Annotated in this window: 15 protein-coding genes; 11 read left to right on the forward strand and 4 right to left on the reverse strand. The window is 37.7% G+C overall.

Annotated elements, in window-relative coordinates; all coding sequences use genetic code 11:
* Positions 1 to 11: 11 nt before the first annotated feature.
* Positions 12 to 509, reverse strand: coding sequence for a molybdopterin-binding protein (locus C9J36_RS03215; RefSeq protein WP_107943070.1), 498 nt, complete (start codon positions 507 to 509; stop codon positions 12 to 14).
* A 260-nt stretch (positions 510 to 769) separates the two neighbouring features.
* Here C9J36_RS03215 and C9J36_RS03220 point away from each other — a divergent pair, with 260 nt between their 5' ends.
* Genes C9J36_RS03220 through pyc form a run of 3 tightly spaced genes read left to right on the forward strand, consistent with a single transcriptional unit; the run spans position 770 to position 5,730 of the window.
* Positions 770 to 1,051, forward strand: coding sequence for an Fpa/YlaN family protein (locus C9J36_RS03220; RefSeq protein ID WP_066169650.1), 282 nt, complete (start codon positions 770 to 772; stop codon positions 1,049 to 1,051).
* A 56-nt stretch (positions 1,052 to 1,107) separates the two neighbouring features.
* On the forward strand, positions 1,108 to 2,280 hold the full coding sequence (locus C9J36_RS03225; RefSeq protein WP_066169651.1) for an FtsW/RodA/SpoVE family cell cycle protein: 1,173 nt from the start codon (positions 1,108 to 1,110) through the stop codon (positions 2,278 to 2,280).
* A gap of 15 nt (positions 2,281 to 2,295) precedes the next feature.
* On the forward strand, positions 2,296 to 5,730 hold the full coding sequence (pyc, locus tag C9J36_RS03230; RefSeq protein WP_107942223.1) for a pyruvate carboxylase: 3,435 nt from the start codon (positions 2,296 to 2,298) through the stop codon (positions 5,728 to 5,730).
* A gap of 334 nt (positions 5,731 to 6,064) precedes the next feature.
* Here the strand turns inward: pyc and C9J36_RS03235 are convergent, their stop codons facing one another.
* A complete protein-coding gene (locus tag C9J36_RS03235) occupies positions 6,065 to 6,988 on the reverse strand; it encodes a COX15/CtaA family protein (RefSeq protein ID WP_082799092.1) in 924 nt (307 codons plus the stop codon).
* A 798-nt stretch (positions 6,989 to 7,786) separates the two neighbouring features.
* Here C9J36_RS03235 and coxB point away from each other — a divergent pair.
* From coxB to ctaG, 5 genes are all read left to right on the forward strand, one after another.
* Positions 7,787 to 8,854, forward strand: a complete 1,068-nt coding sequence (coxB, locus tag C9J36_RS03240) for a cytochrome c oxidase subunit II (RefSeq protein ID WP_107942224.1) — start codon at positions 7,787 to 7,789, stop codon at positions 8,852 to 8,854.
* Positions 8,855 to 8,890: 36 nt separating this feature from the next.
* Entirely contained in the window at positions 8,891 to 10,831 is a 1,941-nt protein-coding gene (locus tag C9J36_RS03245) for a cytochrome c oxidase subunit I (RefSeq protein ID WP_066169660.1), read from the forward strand.
* Positions 10,831 to 11,466 (forward strand): cytochrome (ubi)quinol oxidase subunit III, encoded by a 636-nt coding sequence (locus tag C9J36_RS03250; protein WP_066169663.1) that lies wholly within the window; start codon positions 10,831 to 10,833, stop codon positions 11,464 to 11,466. The genes C9J36_RS03245 and C9J36_RS03250 overlap by 1 nt, the downstream gene beginning before the upstream one ends.
* 1 nt (position 11,467) lies before the next feature.
* Positions 11,468 to 11,809 (forward strand): cytochrome C oxidase subunit IV family protein, encoded by a 342-nt coding sequence (locus C9J36_RS03255; protein WP_066169666.1) that lies wholly within the window; start codon positions 11,468 to 11,470, stop codon positions 11,807 to 11,809.
* Positions 11,810 to 11,988: 179 nt separating this feature from the next.
* Positions 11,989 to 12,903 (forward strand): cytochrome c oxidase assembly factor CtaG, encoded by a 915-nt coding sequence (gene ctaG / locus C9J36_RS03260; protein WP_066169671.1) that lies wholly within the window; start codon positions 11,989 to 11,991, stop codon positions 12,901 to 12,903.
* A 239-nt stretch (positions 12,904 to 13,142) separates the two neighbouring features.
* Here ctaG and C9J36_RS03265 read toward each other — a convergent pair whose 3' ends face one another.
* On the reverse strand, positions 13,143 to 13,622 hold the full coding sequence (locus C9J36_RS03265; RefSeq protein ID WP_066169673.1) for an Lrp/AsnC family transcriptional regulator: 480 nt from the start codon (positions 13,620 to 13,622) through the stop codon (positions 13,143 to 13,145).
* A 454-nt stretch (positions 13,623 to 14,076) separates the two neighbouring features.
* Here C9J36_RS03265 and C9J36_RS03270 point away from each other — a divergent pair, with 454 nt between their 5' ends.
* On the forward strand, positions 14,077 to 15,000 hold the full coding sequence (locus tag C9J36_RS03270; protein ID WP_107942225.1) for a DMT family transporter: 924 nt from the start codon (positions 14,077 to 14,079) through the stop codon (positions 14,998 to 15,000).
* A 140-nt stretch (positions 15,001 to 15,140) separates the two neighbouring features.
* Here C9J36_RS03270 and C9J36_RS03275 read toward each other — a convergent pair whose 3' ends face one another.
* Positions 15,141 to 15,497 (reverse strand): YugN family protein, encoded by a 357-nt coding sequence (locus tag C9J36_RS03275; RefSeq protein ID WP_066169678.1) that lies wholly within the window; start codon positions 15,495 to 15,497, stop codon positions 15,141 to 15,143.
* A 381-nt stretch (positions 15,498 to 15,878) separates the two neighbouring features.
* Between C9J36_RS03275 and C9J36_RS03280 the strand changes: the two genes are divergently transcribed.
* Positions 15,879 to 16,955: a CAP domain-containing protein gene (locus C9J36_RS03280; RefSeq protein WP_107942226.1), complete on the forward strand. Its 1,077-nt coding sequence runs from the start codon at positions 15,879 to 15,881 to the stop codon at positions 16,953 to 16,955.
* 47 nt (positions 16,956 to 17,002) lie between these two features.
* Complete coding sequence (locus tag C9J36_RS03285) at positions 17,003 to 18,460, forward strand: UDP-N-acetylmuramoyl-L-alanyl-D-glutamate--2,6-diaminopimelate ligase (RefSeq protein WP_066169684.1); 1,458 nt, start codon at positions 17,003 to 17,005, stop codon at positions 18,458 to 18,460.
* Positions 18,461 to 18,546 lie beyond the last annotated feature (86 nt).

Genomic DNA, 18,546 nt, shown 5'->3' on the forward strand with positions numbered 1-18,546 from the left:
TAATTTTCCTCCTATTGAACACGAATAGCATCTACATGTGTAATTGGGTTATCAACGTTTGAGCCATCAGCGAATAAAATGTGGACTGGTCCGTCTTCTGTTAACGGTTTGCCATCTTGACTGTATTTAAAAATGAGTGTTTTTGCTTCCTCGATTGAAAAAGTGTGTTCTTCCCCATTGCGGCATTCAAAAACAACTTCTGTCGCCTCTTCTTTTATGCCAGCGTTGTTTAAAAAAGGTTTAATCTCGATGCCGAATGTCCCCGTTATCATGCCTTTACGGTCGAATTTTCTTTCCGTTTTTAACGTAGGAGGGAATACAGCTCCTTCCATAATTTCACGCGACCAATGTGCACCAACCTCACGTAAATATTTTTCTTCATCTTCCACTGCAGGCCTTTCATCAAAGTATGTTTTTAAATCAAGCTTGCGGTCATCAAAAATCCAAACAGTTGGATCTAGCGTTAAGTTATATGTAACAGCACCTTTAATCGGAATTATTTCTTGCATCTTCATGAAATCCTCCTTCTTACTTACATCAAACTATAGTATACCGTTTTTCTAGCTTAATAATCAATTCGTGATGAGAAGAAAATAGAAAATCAGAAAATAATTATTTTCCACAATTTTTGCTAGTTTAATAGACCTTTTTCATAACAATGTATGACAAAAGAGTAGATTGCTTATATAGATACTTGCATTTTTACTCACTAAAAGATAAAATTTATTAATATACAATCCAAGAAATATCAGATAATGGGGGCGTCCTCATGGATACTAAAGCACAATCTTCTTTTCAGGAAAAGGCATTAACATTATTACAGGCGGATGCAGAGAAAATTGCACGCTTAATTAAAGTGCAGATGGACCACTTAACAATGCCACAGTGTCCTTTATATGAAGAAGTATTAGATACACAAATGTTTGGCTTATCACGTGAAATTGATTTCGCTGTGAAACTCGGCTTAATTGAGCGTGATAGAGGAAAAGAAATTCTTGATTCATTAGAAAAAGAATTATCTCTTCTACATGATGCGTATACAGAAAAATAAAAAAACTCAAACGCTTTACGCGCTTTGAGTTTTTTTTCTAAACGAGGTTTTTTGAAATGAAAAAATATTTAGTTACTTATTTTCGCAATTTTGACTATCCATTGTTTTTTACATATCTATTCTTGTGCTTATTCGGGCTTGTTATGATTTACAGTTCGAGCATGATGGTAGCTATTACGGAAGAGAGACCTCCAGATTATTATTATTTGAAGCAGCTAACCAATTTAAAAATCGCAGCGCTAGCATTTTTAGCTGGGGCACTTTTTCCTTACAAGCATTACAGTAATAAAAGCATTCTTTTTATACTGATGAGTGTGATGGCGATTTTGCTCCTTTGGGTTAATGTTAAGGGAATTGAAGCAGGTGGCTCTAAAAGTTGGATTTCTTTATTTGGCGCCATGAACTTCCAACCTTCTGAATATGCAAAGCTATTCGTTATATTATACTTTGCAGGCTCACTTTATAAAAAAGGACTGCGGGAAAACTCCATTCAAAATGTGCAACCGAATGATATCATTTACCCAATTTCTATTTGGTTAATCATTTTATTTAGTGTCGGTATGGAAACCGATTTAGGGGCGATTATGATTATTGGGGTAATTGCCATGTCTGTCCTTATGTTTAGCGGTATAAAGGGGAAAACATTAGGGAAGTTTGCGACTGTTTTAGGGGTTTTTGGCACGGTTATTATAGGGGCTGTTTTTTTAATTAAAGATGATATTATTAACGAAAGTCGTATGGGGCGACTTTTAGTTTTAAAAAACCCATTTGAATATGCTAATGGTTCTGGCTATCAAATTGTTAATGGCTATTTGGCAATCGGTGGGGGGGGGCTTGAAGGTCGAGGGCTTGGGCAATCGATTCAAAAGCTCGGTTATTTGCCACACCCAGAAACGGATTTTATTATGGCTATTATAGCTGAGGAGCTCGGTGTGCTCGGTGTAGGAATTGTTATTGTTGGACTTGCCTTTATTGTATTACGAGGCTTATATATTGCTATGACGACAAAAGACCCGTTAGCGCGAATGATTGCTGGTGGGATTGCTGTATGGATTGGCTTCCAAGCGTTTTTAAATTTGTCAGGTTTATCAGGGATTTTCCCTTTAACCGGTGTTACGTTGCCATTTATTAGTTATGGTGGTACGTCAATACTGTTACTATCGTTAGCGATGGGAATATTAATTAATATTTCTATGTACTATAAATTTGATAAGCGTAAGCAATCATAGGAGGGATTTTGAGGAATGAAGAAAATTAGCAAGATATTAGTAGCAAACAGAGGGGAAATCGCTATTCGAATTTTCAGGGCGTGTAATGAGCTAGGTATTAAAACCGTTGCGATTTATTCACGCGAGGATAGCGGCGCTTATCATCGCTACAAAGCAGATGAAGCTTATTTAGTAGGGGCTGGCAAAAAGCCAATTGATGCCTATTTAGACATAGAAAGTATACTCTCAATTGCAAAAGATGCACAAGTGGATGCGATTCACCCCGGCTACGGTTTTTTATCAGAAAATGTTGATTTTGCTAGACGCTGTGAGGAAGAGGGGATTCAATTTATTGGACCAACTTCTGCACATTTAGATATGTTTGGCGATAAAGTAAAAGCGCGTGAGCAAGCCATTCAAGCAGATATTCCTGTTATCCCAGGGACAGATGGACCTGTAGCTGATTTAGGCGAGGTAGAAGCATTTGCTGAAAAATATGGCTACCCAATTATGATTAAAGCAGCTTTAGGCGGTGGAGGACGCGGGATGCGCATGGTGCAAACAAAGGATGAGCTTGCATCGGCATATGAACGAGCCAAGTCAGAGGCGAAAGCAGCCTTTGGGTCGGATGAAGTATATGTAGAAAAATGCATTGTTAAGCCGAAGCATATTGAAGTGCAAATTTTAGGGGATATGACAGGCGAAATTGTCCATCTATATGAGCGTGATTGCTCAATCCAACGCCGTCACCAAAAAGTTGTGGAAATTGCGCCGTCAAATTCCATTTCGGCAGATTTACGTCAACGTATTTGTGATGCAGCAGTGAAATTAATGCGCAATGTTAACTATATTAATGCTGGTACGGTGGAATTTTTAGTAGCAGGCGATGATTTTTATTTCATCGAAGTGAATCCACGTATTCAAGTAGAACATACAATTACTGAGATGATTACAGGAATTGATATTGTTCATGCGCAAATTAAAGTCGCTGAAGGGCATGCACTACACTCTGAACTAATTGGTATCCCAGCGCAGGACAAAATTCCATTATTCGGTTATGCGATTCAATCACGCGTAACGACGGAAGACCCAACAAATGATTTCATGCCAGATACAGGAAAGCTAATGGTTTATCGCTCAAGCGGCGGCTTTGGTGTACGCTTAGATGCAGGGAACGGCTTCCAAGGGGCTGTTGTTACACCTTATTATGATTCATTGCTTGTTAAAATTTCAACATGGGGTATGACATTTGCTCAGGCAGCAGCTAAAATGGATCGAAACTTACGTGAATTCCGTATTCGTGGAGTAAAAACAAATATTCCATTTTTAGAAAATGTTGTTGTGCATGAGAAATTTTTAAATGGACAATTTGATACAAGCTTCATTGACACAACACCAGAGTTATTCGAATTCCCAGAAAGAAAAGACCGAGGGACAAAGCTTTTGAACTACATTGGAAACGTAACATTGAATGGTTTTCCAGGGGTGGAAAAGCGAACAAAGCCTATTTTTGTTCAGCCAAATAAGCCGAAAATTGATTTATTAACACCGCCGCCTGCTGGCACAAAGCAAATTTTAGATGAGCGTGGTGCAGATGGTTTAGTTGAATGGATTAAAGCGCAAAATGATGTACTTTTGACGGATACAACGTTTAGAGATGCGCACCAATCGCTTTTAGCGACACGCATGCGTTCACAGGATATGTTCCAAATCGCAGACCATACGGCGCGTATGATGCATAACTTCTTCTCGCTTGAAATGTGGGGGGGAGCAACATTTGACGTTGCTTATCGCTTCTTAAAGGAAGACCCTTGGGCACGTTTAGAAAAGCTGCGCCAGCAAATGCCAAATGTGCTGTTCCAAATGTTACTGCGCGGAGCAAATGCTGTTGGCTATACGAACTATCCAGATAATTTAATTCGCGAGTTTATCCAAGAATCGGCTGCGTCTGGTATCGATGTGTTCCGTATTTTCGATAGCTTGAACTGGATTAAAGGTATGGAGGTCGCGATTGATGAAGTGCGTACTAGCGGGAAAATCGCAGAGGCAGCTATTTGCTATACAGGCGATATTTTAGATGATGCTCGTGCAAAATATACGGTACAGTATTATAAAGATATGGCACGTGAACTAGAGGCAGCAGGTGCACATATTTTGGCGATTAAAGATATGGCAGGCTTATTGAAGCCTGAAGCAGCATATCGCCTAATTGCAGAGCTAAAGGATGCAACAAGCTTACCAATTCACTTGCATTCACATGATACGAGCGGTAATGGCATTTACTTGTATGCAAAGGCGATTGAAGCAGGTGTAGATATTGTCGATACGGCTTTAGGTTCAATGGCTGGTTTAACATCACAACCAAGCGCTAACTCGCTGTACTATGCGACGAAGGGTGCTAGTCGCGAAATCCGCGCCGACATCGAGTCATTAGAGCAATTAAACTATTACTGGGAAGATGTACGCAAATATTACAAAGATTTTGAGAGTGGTATGAACAGCCCACATTCAGAAATTTATGTACATGAAATGCCAGGTGGACAATATAGTAATTTACAGCAGCAAGCAAAGGCGGTTGGGCTAGGAGACCGCTGGGATGAAGTGAAAAAAATGTACTCTCAAGTAAACTTTATGTTTGGTGATATTGTTAAAGTAACGCCATCGTCAAAAGTTGTTGGGGATATGGCATTATTCATGGTACAAAATGATTTAACTGAAGATAATATTTTGGAGCGGGGTCAAGGTATTGATTTCCCAGATTCTGTTATCGAGTTTTTCCAAGGCTATTTAGGTCAACCGCATGGTGGCTTCCCGCAGGACTTACAGCGCGTTGTGTTAAAGGAGCGAGAGGCGATTACTGTGCGTCCTGGTGAGCTATTGGCACCAGTTGATTTTGAACAGCTAACAGCAGAATTGACAGAGAAAATCGGACGCGCTGTCACGAAAAAAGACGTGCTAGCATATGCGTTATATCCAAAAGTATTTGAAGAATATGCGAATATTTATGCACAATTTGGTGACACATCCGTGTTAGATACGCCAACCTTCTTATACGGCTTAAAGCTAGGAGAAGAAATTGAAGTTGAAATCGAAAAAGGTAAAACATTAATCGTTAAGCTTGTGTCGATAGGAGAGCCACAGCATGACGGTACGCGCATCATTTACTTTGAGTTAAACGGTCAATCACGTGAGCTTGTCATTCAAGATTTAACAGTCGAAGTAGATGGCAGTGTGGCATTGAAGGCAGACCCATCCAATCCAAATCAAATCGCGGCAACGATGCCAGGCACAGTGCTGAAAGTAGTTGTGTCGAAAGGAAGCGCGGTTAAACGAGGCGACCACTTGTTAATTACAGAGGCGATGAAAATGGAGACGACGGTGCAAGCGCCGAAAGATGGTATTGTCAAAGAAATTTACGCTGCATCAGGTGATGCGATTTCAACAGGTGATTTATTAATTGAATTAGAATAAATAAAGACGTCCCGAAAGCCATACAGTTGCCGGCTTTTGGGACGCTTTTGATGTTTGGGTAAAATGGAGTTGATTTCCTTTGAAAGTGTTATGAACACTGGCTTTAACGGTGTTTACCAAAGCTCTTTCTTAATCATGTTGCTGAACCAAAGTGGTTTTTCGAGCAAGGGGGTAGAAAGGACTAATTCGCTCGTAAGATGGCTAAATTCGCTCATAAAGCGGTTGGAATCGCTCGTAAACCACTCGAATTCGCTCATAAACTTGAAAAAAGAGCTGTCGCTAAACCCGATTTCAAATAAAGCGTCGAGAAAGCTAGCTTTCTCGACGCCTCAAATCAATTTGTTTTTTGGTTAAAATTGCTGCGTAATACAAGTAAAATCATATAGCAAAACAGTCCGAACAATAAAGAAATAAATAGAGAGTGAAGCAATGACATAAATAAGTTAAGGTGTGTGAAAATAACGAGCATACCTGCTAGTGATTGTAAAATGACAAGGACAGATGCTAAAATCCAACCCCAATAGATTGTCTTTTGATTTTTATATTCTTTAATAACATGCCATGTAATGTATGCTATCCAAACTGCGATTGATACTGCGGCAACGCGATGCCCCATTTGTACCCATTCATACATATTGATTGGTAATGCGGCAGGATTATTGTTATTACAAAATGGCCAATCAGGACAAACGAGACTTGAGTTTGTATGTCGTACTAATGCACCTGTATATACTACAACGTATGAATAAATAGTAATCGCAATTGTATGTTTTTTTAGCTTACTGTTAATGCGGACTTTATCTGCATCAAATTTGCGGTCGACTTCAAAGACGATGAGTGCCAATAGTAAGACGGCTGCGAAAGAAATGAGGGAAATACCGAAATGCAACGCTAAAATAAAGTCACCTTGTCCCCAAAGTACTTGTGCTGCACCAATTAAGGCTTGTGCGACTAAGAAGAAGATAGCGAGTATACCTAAAAATTTAACTTCGCGTATATGGCCAAGTGAGCGCCATGTCCATACGACTAAAAGAACGATAAGAATTGATACTGAGCCAGTTACTGCACGATGTGAGAATTCAATTAATACTTCTGCTGTAATCTCTTTCGGAATAAGTGAACCGTTACAATCTGGCCAGTTTCGACCACAGCCTAAACCACTATCTGTTTTCGTAACGAGTGCACCGCCGAGTAAAATAAGGAGCATACCAACTGTTGCTGCTACTGCGAGCGCTTTTAAATATTTGCTATGTTTCAATTATAATACACCTACTTTTACATCATTATCGCCTTCAAAAAGCGTTTATCATTTTAGATAATAGCGGATTATATTATAAAAGACAACTTCAATCAGGATAAGTATTTTAATATAAAAAGCTCTTCACAAATTGTTCATAAATTCGTGCCAATCCTTTCACAAAACACATTGTAAAATAGCTTAGTATAGAATATGGTATTTCTATATTCCTAGTAGTTGTGGACCTTTCACGCATTCTTCATTGAAATTTCACCAAACGTCTAGAAATTAATCGGAAATTTCGCTATAGTTATATTAGCGGAATATGCTTACAAAAATGAAAGGCAGTTTTCAATTATGTTGCAATTGTAGATAAAAAACTTAAAACGTTTTCAATCGTTTCACGCATTTATTTAGACTGGTTTTTAGCGTTTAAATAAATAACTGCACAGCAAGAGAGAAAAATGTGATAGTCATTTATTATGAAAAGTTTTAAGGATATAACAAATGTAACATTATTAAAGTTGTTAATTCGGTGTAAGCGAAATTTTGTAATTATAGCATTTAATAGTGCTGACATGTGATGGAATATGAGGATTAAGTTGATAGTCGTTCAGGTGCTATAGTTAAAGAATATTTTGACTTATACGAGTTGCGTATTTAGGGCACACTTGAAGAAGGTGTTTGTATAATTAAAATGTGCGATAAAGAGATGTTATCGTCACACTAAGCAACTAGCTAAGAATTCTTTTTCTATGGAGAATCGCAGTCCGAGTTACACATGGAAATACAATAAAGAAAGAGGGGTTTAATTAGGCTATGATAAAAGGGCTTAAAAAATGGCGTCTATTTTCACTTTTAGCAGTAATGACAGTATTCCTTGCCGCTTGTGGTGAAGAGCATCTTTCCACTTTGAGACCAGCTGGCTCTGTCGGAAGAGAACAATTCAATCTTTTAATGCTCACAACAATTATTATGACAATCGTAGTCGTTGTTGTGTCGATAATTTACTTACTTGCATTCTTCAGATTCCGTCGTTCAAGAGTCGGTGAAAATGTAATGCCGAAACAAGTAGAAGGTAGTCACACATTAGAAGTGATTTGGGCAGTTATTCCGATTATTTTATTAATCATTATCGCTATTCCTGTAATTTCTGCTACTTATAAATTTGCGGATGTTTCAGCAATGGAAGATGTAAATGAAAATGGTGAGAAAACAGCTTTAACTGTGAATGTTACAGCAAAGTTATATTGGTGGGAGTTTGAATATCCTAACCAAGGAATCGTAACAGCACAGGAGCTTGTAGTACCGACTGGCGAAAGAGTTTACTTTAACTTAATGGCGGCAGATGTAAAACACTCATTCTGGATTCCTGCTGTAGGTGGGAAAATGGATACGAACGTTGAGAACTTAAACAAATTCTATTTAGATTTTGAAAAGGAATCTAAGGACCTTGAAGAGGGTGTATTCTTCGGAAAATGTGCGGAGCTTTGCGGACCATCACATGCTTTAATGGACTTTAAAGTAAAAACTCTAAGCCCTGAGGCATTTGATGCATGGGTAGCTTCTATGAAAGCTACTGAGGGCAATACAGCTTCTGCTGAATCAACAGATTTAGGTGAAGCAACGTTTGCAAATAGCTGCCTAGGCTGTCACGCTGTTTCAGGTGTTGGTGTAGCAGGTGCATTCGGACCGAACTTAACAACATTTGGAGACCGTAACCGTGTAGCTGGCTTCATGGACCACACTGTTGAAAAAACAGCAGATTGGATTATGGACCCAGAGTACTACAAGCCAGGTAACTTAATGACTGACAAGTATAACGTTACAGAAGAAGAAGCTCAAGCTATCGCTGAGTATTTAATGACACTATCTGTAGAAAAATAATAACAAGAGATAGAAACTTTGAAGGAGGTTAAAGTTGTGAGCTCTGTTGCACAGAAAAAAAGCTTTGGCGCACAAGTATGGGACTTTTTAACGACAGTTGACCATAAAAAAATTGCCATTTTGTATTTAGCTGCCGGTACATTATTCTTTGCGATTGCCGGACTTGAAGCGTTATTTATGCGTTTCCAACTTATGTTCCCTGAAAGTACTTTCATGTCGGCGGGTACTTTTAACGAACTATTAACGATGCATGGTACAACGATGTTATTCTTAGCAGCAACACCGTTGCTATTTGCCTTTATGAATGCCATTGTACCTTTGCAAATAGGTGCGCGTGACGTAGCATTCCCATTTTTAAACTCATTAGGATTTTGGCTGTTCTTCCTAGGGGCAGTGTTTCTTCACCTATCATTCTTCTTAGGTGGGGCACCTGATGCAGGATGGACTTCTTACGCATCATTATCTTTATATTCACCAGGTCATGGTATTGATTTCTATATACTAGGCTTACAAATTTCTGGTGCTGGTACATTAATTTCAGGTATTAACTTTATCGTAACAATTATTACGATGCGTGCACCTGGTATGACATTTATGCGTATGCCACTATTTACGTGGACTACATTAGTATCTAGTACATTAATTTTATTCGCTTTCCCTCCACTTACTGTAAGTTTATTCTTATTATTAGTGGATCGTATGTTCGGAGCTAACTTCTTCGATCATTTGATGGGTGGTAATACAATTATTTGGGAGCATTTATTCTGGATTTTTGGTCACCCTGAAGTTTATATTTTAGTATTACCTGCGTTCGGATTATTCTCAGAAATTATTCCGGTATTTGCTCGTAAACGATTATTCGGATATTCTTCAATGGTATTCGCAACAATTTTAATCGGATTTTTAGGGTTCATGGTATGGGCTCACCACATGTTTACAGTAGGTCTTGGTGCAACAGCGAATGCGATTTTCGCCGTAGCAACAATGACAATTGCCGTACCAACTGGTATGAAAGTATTTAACTGGATTTTAACAATTTGGGGCGGTTCAATTAAAGTAACGGTTCCAATGCTTTATGCATTAGGCTTTATCCCGTCATTCGTAGCGGGTGGGGTAACAGGTGTTATGATGGCTGCTGCGCCACTTGATTACCAATTACATGATTCTTACTTTATCGTAGCCCACTTCCACTACGTAATCGTAGGTGGTATCGTAACGGCTTTATTCGGAGCGGCTCATTTCTACTGGCCAATTATGTTTAACCGTGTATTAAGTGAGAAACTAGGAGTTATAACATTCTGGATATTCTTTATTGGATTCCATTTAACATTCTTCTTACAGCATTTCTTAGGTTTAATGGGTATGCCACGTCGCGTATTTACATTTATGCCTAATCAAGGTTGGGATTTATTCAACTTAATCTCAACTATCGGTGCGATTATGATGGGTATCGGCGTTATTTTATTAGTGCTTAACGTTCTATTATCAATCAAGTCAGAGCCAGTAAACCGTCGCGACTATTGGGGCGATGGACGTTCTTTAGAATGGGCATTAGAAACACCACTACCATTCTATAACTTTAAACAAACGCCACTTGTGCGTGGTTATGACCCATACTGGATTGAGAAACATGAAGGTAATAAAGAGGGGATGGTATATGCAGAGCCACTAGGCGATATTCATATGCCGAACAACTCAATTTTACCGTTAGTTATGTCAATCGGAATGTTTATTGCTGGATTTGGTGCATTGTATAGCCCTTGGGGTGACCAAGTAATTGCAGGCACAGCAAAGGGTATATCACCAGCATTATCTGTAGGTTTATTAATATTTGGTATTGGTATGACGGTTGTAGCAATGATTACACGTTCTGCAAAAGATGACCTAGGTTATTACGTAACAAAAGCAGAAGTTGAAGCAACAGAAAAAGATTTAGCACATTACCGTGCAACAGGTAAAAAAGGGGGTAATAAATAATGGATTTAAATACTAAATTCACTCCTCAAAACTGGCCTGCGCATGCTGAACAAGCAACGATGGAAGGGAAAAACAAAGTCGTAGGCTTCTGGATTTTCCTTGCCTGTGAAGTAGTTTTATTTGCAAGTCTTTTCGCAACATATTTGGCGTTGAAAAACTCTGGTCCTGCTAGCATGGATTTAGCAAAGTATTCAACACAAGCGTTGTATGAATTACCTTTAGCATTCGCAATGACAATGATTCTTTTAACATCTTCGTTAACATCGGTTTATGCGATGTACCATATGAAAAACTTTAATTTCAAGGGTGTACAAACGTGGATGGGAATTACCGTTATTTTAGGTTTAAGCTTCTTATGTCTAGAGATTTATGAGTTCTATCACTATGTACATCTGGGCTTTAGCTATTCACATTCAGCGTTTTCTTCTGCATTCTTTACGCTTGTAGGAACGCACGGTGTTCACGTAGTTATCGGATTACTTTGGATTTCAAGCTTAATTTTCCGTAATATGAAGCGTGGATTAAACTTATATAACGCACCAAAGTACTTTATAGCTTCTTTATACTGGCACTTTATTGACGTTGTATGGGTATTTATCTTTACAGTAGTTTACTTGATGGGAGTGTTAGGATAATATGGCACACGATACACATTTCGAAGCTCGTTCTCACGTTCAGCAAGAGTATTATCGTAAAGAAAATGCTGCGAAAATGCGTCAACAAGTAACGCAATTCGCAATAATGATTTTATTAACATTTGTAGCATTTGCTTCAGCAATAGCTGACTTTGCTCCAAACTTTGTTAAACCGGTTGTACTTTTACTTGCAGGTGTGCAAGTAGTACAACAGCTATATTCATTCATGCATATGGAAGATAAAAATACTCACCATATTGGAATAGTTTCATTCTACATGTGGGGCGGTGCATTCATCGCATTTACATTCTTCCTTTGCTTCCTAACAATTATTTGGTGGTAATTAAGAAGTTGTAAGTAAAATAAAACTCGAACAAGTTGCTATCTTTTCGGATAGCTCCGTTGTTCGAGTTTTTTATACATCTAATTAATAATTACTGTAATTGTCATAGTTCATCTATTGATGTAATAGCTAGCGACACTTTATAATAGAAGTATTGAAGCTAAAGGAGTGCGGTAGCTATGCCATTAAGTATTTTTGGATTTCAAGCATTATGGAGTCCTTATTTTATAGGTGTTTTAGTATTTTTAACGATTGTATATTTTTTAGTAACTGTCACATGGCGTAAGGATTTTAAGGTAAGTGAGCCTTTAAAAAAAAGCGAGGCTATTTATTTTATATTAGCGATGATTGTACTTTATATCATCAAAGGTTCACCGCTTGATTTGTTGGGGCATATTATGTTTACAGTGCATATGACACAAATGGCATTTTTACTACTATTGGCGCCAATATTACTAATTAAAGGTATTCCGTGGTGGATATGGCGCGTCGTAGTGAATGCACCTGTTATTAAACCGATTGTAAAAGTAGTAACGAAACCTGTCGTTGCCATTTTCATTTTCATTGGGCTATTTTCGGTATATCATATTCCACTTGTTTTCGATGGAATTAAGCTTGATGAAACAACACACGGTTTATTTACATTTATTTTATTTTTAGCAGCTCTTTTTATGTATTGGCCAGTATTCAACAATGTGGAAGGGCAGCACCAGTTAAAACCGCTTTATAAAATTGCTTATATTATCGGTAACGCTATATTAATCACACCTGCCTGTGGGTTAATTATTTTTGCATCAGCACCGTTATATGCAACGTATACAGATGGTGAAGCGTGGTTGAGGGCGATGGAGTTGTGTGTGCCGAAATCAACTTTATCAGGTTTATCATTATCAGGACCTGAGCTGTTTACATCAATGACACCTGTTGGCGATCAACAGCTTGGCGGTGTATTAATGAAAATTATCCAGGAAGTTATTTTTGCGTTTATTTTAGTGAGTGTTTTCCGAAAGTGGTGGAATAGTGAACGTAAAAATTCTGATGAAATTACAGCGAATGCTTTAAAAGAATTCCAACAAAAGGTGAAATATGAATAATAGAGGAATTTGTTTGGCATTGTTAGTATTTTAGCAGGTTTAACAGCAAGCTTAAATTAATAAAATAAGTAAATCCCTTTAGCAAAATGTTAGTTAAAATTATGCTAGAGGGATTTTTTATTTTTATTCCGAATTAACAGGCAGAAAGACCCCACTTCAAGAGTTGAGTGAAAATATGCTAAGGAGAAGTGGGAGATGAGGAAAAAGTCCCCACTAATTAAAGTATCATTTTATAAAAATTAATTATTTCCTATTGGTAATATAGTTGAATTTTTAACTTCTCTTAATGATAAATTTGTTTGGATTCTTGATATCCCAAGCTTATTTAGTTTTCTTATGAAATAATCTAATTCCTTTCTATCACGAATGACGACCTTTAATAAATAATCATGTTCACCAGTTAAGCAGTGGCATTCCAATATTTCAGACATTGTGGCTAAAGCATTCTCGATTTTTTCCAATAGCTCTGATTGATGAATATTTGTGCTAATAAAAATATAGCAAAGTAAATCAAATCCGAGCTTTTCTTGATTTAAAATTGCCACTTGTCGTTCAATAAAGCCTTCGCTCTCTAGTCGCTTGATTCTTGCATGTGTAGCTGGTGATGATAAATTAACGCGCCTCGCTAATTCAGCATTACTAATTTGCGATTCTTTTTGAAGTAAGTCTAAAATTTCAATATCAATTGCATCTAATACTTTGCTAATAGCTGATTCCATCCTATTGCCCCCTTAATAATCGTTCGTAATATGCTATGTATCCAGTATATATTTTGAATGATATATCATCAATATCATATTATGCTTAATTTTATTTCGTTTTTATTGATTATGAAAGAATATTATTTTGCATTATATATAAATCAATTATAATAATTAGTGTCAATACTAAAATATACGCTTGCAATTTAATTGACTATATAAGGAGTGAAAGGTGGCGACTCTAGCGGAAATAACGTGAGCTGAAAATCCATTTCTTTCGGTACATGTGGAAAGAAATTAGTTGAAGCCACGCCCGCAGAAAGCGGCCACCTGTAACGGAATATATAGTCAAGCCCACATTTTGGTAAAGAGCCAATAATTAATAAATATAATTTGTCTGATTTTGAGCTCATATGCCAGACCGATACAATATGATTATTTTCAGCGTTGAAAAGAAAGGGGCTAAAATACTATGCCTAAACGCTATGTAGTGTTATTGCTCATTACAAGCTTATTTTGGGGAGGGAATTTTGTTGTTAGCAAATCACTTATAGCGCATGCTTCTCCGTTAACTTTGACAAGTTTAAGATGGCTAATTGCTGTTATGTGCCTTCTTCCTATCGTCTGGTGGAAAGAAAAAAGGCTACTTCCCCCACGTCAGGAGTTATTGCCATTATTTATAATGGGCATTACTGGTGTCGTTTTATTTAATATCTTTCAGTTTATAGCTTTAGAGCATACAACTTCAACAAATGTTGGGTTAATTTCTACATTGAATACGATATCAATTGCAATTTTTTCATTTCTCTTTTTAAAAGAAAGAATAAACTTTCTACAAATACTTTCCATCTTACTTTCGTTTTTCGGTGTTATTTTAGTGCTTTCGCAAGGGAAAATTGAACTGTTGCTCTCTCTCAATTTTAACTCGGGAGATTTGTGGATGATTGTTGCAGTATGTGTATGGGGCGTATACTCTATTTGTAGTAAATGGGCAATGCAAACAGCTTCGCCATTAATATGTACGCTGTATGCTGGTATTTTTGGGCTTATGATTTTATTGCCGTTTAATATTTCAAGCTTTTCTGTTACAAATATCAATATGTCCTTTATTCAGGCATTGCTTTATACAGGAATCGTTTCAACAGTTATTTGCATGCTGCTATGGAATATTGGTGTTCAAAAACTAGGAGCTACAACTGCAGGCGTTTTTCTAAATTTTAACCCTATCTTTACGACTATTTTGGCTTTTCTATTTTTAGGTGAGCAATTAACATGGTTACAAGGAATCGGGGGACTTCTCGTTATAGGAGGCAGCTATTTATTTTCTCGCTTTCAAAGCAAGACTTCTTTACAAAATAGTTATCATTTTAAAAAGTTGCAGCCACACCATAAATGAGCATGGCTGTCAGAAAGGGGCTATTTGAAAAGGTATACCTTTTCAAATAGCCCCTGTTTTTATGTTAGATATTTGTGTACCAGTCGCTTCGCTTTTGGTACAGAAAGTAAGTGCTCCTGCGATTACTCACCGTAAAAAAATTAAATACCAAATTCAGCTAAATCTTTGCGCACGTCTGCTAAGATTTTTTCGCAATCCTTTACTAAATGAGCAGGGAATACTTCATCTGTGTATTCTACACCATGTGGGTAGTAATATTTACCAATTGCAGGTTTGTGTAATTTTAAAGTTGCATCGTATGCGCCTACATCGCCTGAAATAGCGCTGCAGAATAAACGTAAATAATAGCGTCCTTCACGTACATCAAAGCGACGATCGAAAGTCATGCGGTCATAGTCCCAAGCACCGTGGCATTCTAAGCCGTGTTTTTCTAAAACTCTTGTCAACACTTGTTGATCAACTACTACGTCTTCAAGGTTTGTGTTTTCAAAATGCATTGTATAATCCTCCTCTAAAAAAATCGTACATACTTATATATGCTCCATTTTATAATAGAGCAAATTTAGCTTTGTTGCAATGACAACATTGTGTCAAGCTTGCTTTAACTTCTTTCAGCCAGTGTTTGGACATTCGCTGAAAAATAGGAATTTAGGCTAAAACATCGCATACTAAGATAACAACATCGTTTTGGCCTCCGGGGGATGTCATAATTTTTGAAGAGAAATCCGTGCGATACAGGTTAGTTAACCGTTGTCTTAGAACGTGAAAGTTTTAGGCTGACTTCCGCCAAACAGCCCGAAAAAATCTAGACGAGAGTTAGTCGAGGCGTAATTGATTTGCTATAATGATGAATAAGAATTGAAGATGAGGAGGTAGAAATGGAAGCCCTTTTCCGTATTTTAATTATCATCGCTTTTTTAGGCATTATCTATTACTATGCAGGTCCTAATGCGAAGCAGCATGATCCACTTGAAGGGCCAAACATAGTGCAACAACCAATTTTAGAGGAAAATGCCATTGTAGATAACGGCGATGCTTTAACGCGTCCTATTGAAGGCTTATCGACACATATAGGCGAAACAAGTAAGACGATATTATCTACATACGGACGTCCTACGCGCATTGATAAAACACCGTTTCATTATAAATGGTGGATTTATAATAATAAAGATGGATTTAAAATGTTTGGTATAGCTGATGATAAAGTCGTACAAGTTTATACAAATAGTTTGAATATGAATGTTGCTCCTTATGAAATTGGACAAATGCTAGGAGATATTTATCGTATGACAATTATCGAGTCTGAAGTGACAGCAAATATTGGAGATAACACTTATATGTTTGCGATGAATGATTATGATTTGCACAGTCGGATATTAGTGAAGTTCGAGGATATTTTTGCCCAGCTATATATTGATACAAATACCGAAAAATTAATAGGTATTCGATTTTTAGACAAGGAAACGCTTGTTACACATAAGCCTTATGAAATGCAATTTATAGGGGAAATCATTCATATGCCAGCTCCTTCCTCCTATAATCAGCTGTATATTCATCAAGCAAATGCAGCACAGCTTGCGGATTTAACGAATGTTTTCAGGGAACGTTACGGCTTATTAACACTTGTTAATGACCCAGCGCTTAATAGTTTAGCTATGGAAAATAGCGAAAATTTATTTTTACAAAGTATGACTACACAGCAAACTGAGAATACAGATATTTCATTGAAGGACCGCTTGGGCGCTTTAGATATTCAATTTAAGTCAGCAAGTGAAATTATCGCTACAACTTATATCGACGTCATTGAGGTGATGCATGGTTGGTTAAACTCTAAGGAGCACCGAAAAGTATTGCTTGATGAGAGCTTTACGCATATAGGAAGTGGCGCATATATGGACTATTATACGCAAATATTAATAACCAAAAATAGTCGAGATGTAACTGGCATGCAGTAGCATTTATAGCTTCTTTTCATACAGTAATGAAAAGGAGTGAACTAAGTGTGCAGCTAGCTGAATTGTTAAAAGATTGGCCATGTATCGTGAAAGGCTCAATTCGAGTGCAAGTAACAGGTATAGAGGATTATGCTCAAAATATTCAGCAAGGTTATATTTACGTGCTGCGAAAGGGAAAGAAATTTAATGGCAAGTCGTTTTTACAGCAAGCAATTAATAATGGGGCGAGTGCTGTCGTTGTTGAAGATGATACATTACTCGATTTAAAGCTTACTGTTCCGATTGTATGGGTACCAAATAGCTTGCAATTTTTATCGTTTGCAAGTGCGAAATTGCGGAATTTCCCAGCGGAAGCTTTAACTGTTATTGCGATTACTGGAACGAATGGCAAAACGACAGTGAGTCATTTTATTAGTCAAATGCTACAAATACAAGGGAAAAGCTGCATCGTCATTGGGACGAACGGAGTTTTTTTAAATGGCGAACGTTGGTTGACCTCCTATGAATCATTAACGACATTGCAAGCAAAGCAATTGCAGGAAATCTTTCAAATGGCGGTACGGCAAGGTGTGGGATATGCAATTTTAGAGGCATCCTCAATGGGGTTAGCACACCATCGATTAGATGATTGTGCGATTGATATCGGCATTTTTTTAAATTTATCAGCTGAGCATATTGAAGACCATGGCTCATTAGAAAATTATAAAAAAGCGAAGCAGCGACTTGCCGTTTTGGCGAAAAATGTCGTTTTAAATGGAGATGATCCATTCAGCCGCTCTGTTGGAATCAATTTAAAGAAAAAAACAATGCTATTCGGCTCAAAGGGACGAGTTGATATGCAATGGCAACTACTAACTGAAAGTGAAGGGCATAGCACATGCTGTCTACAATACAAAGGAGAGGAACATATACTAATATTACCCTTTGTAGGCGAATTTCAAATTCAAAATATAATGGCTGCATTTGCCGCATTGTATGTCTTAAATTTTGATATAGCCCAACTTATTCCGGGATGCCTACATTTGAGGCTACCGGAGGGACGCATGCAGGAAGTAGAGAATGACCAAGGTTTGCGCATTATCATTGATTATGCGCATACACCCGCAGCCTTAAAGGCGGTGCTTCAAGCATTAAAGCAAGAAAGGGTGCGCCTAGTCTTTAGCTGCGGTGGTGAAAGAGATAAGGATAAAAGGCGTAAAATGGGGACAATTGCCTCTACGTATGCCTATAAAATTTATTTGACGACAGATAATGCAAGAAGTGAGAAGCCAGCAGAAATCAATGCTCAAATAAAGGCGGGCTTTTATAGCGAGCAGTTGTATGAAGAAATAGAGGATAGGGCACAGGCAATTGAAAAGGCGATACGTGAGGCGAGGCAGGGAGATGTTGTGCTAATTGCAGGGAAGGGTCATGAGCAAACGCAAACCATTGGCTCTACAACCATTCCATTCTCAGATAAAGCGTGTGCAGAAAACGCCTTGCAAATCAAAGGCACTGCGGAATAATGAAAAAAAGTACAATTACTTCTTTTTGTAATTGATTATAGAAGCTAGGGCTGTCTGAAATAGGTATATCTTTTCGGGGAGCCCTT

The sequence above is a fragment of the Metasolibacillus fluoroglycofenilyticus genome, assembly GCF_003049645.1.
Classification (GTDB): domain Bacteria; phylum Bacillota; class Bacilli; order Bacillales_A; family Planococcaceae; genus Metasolibacillus; species Metasolibacillus fluoroglycofenilyticus.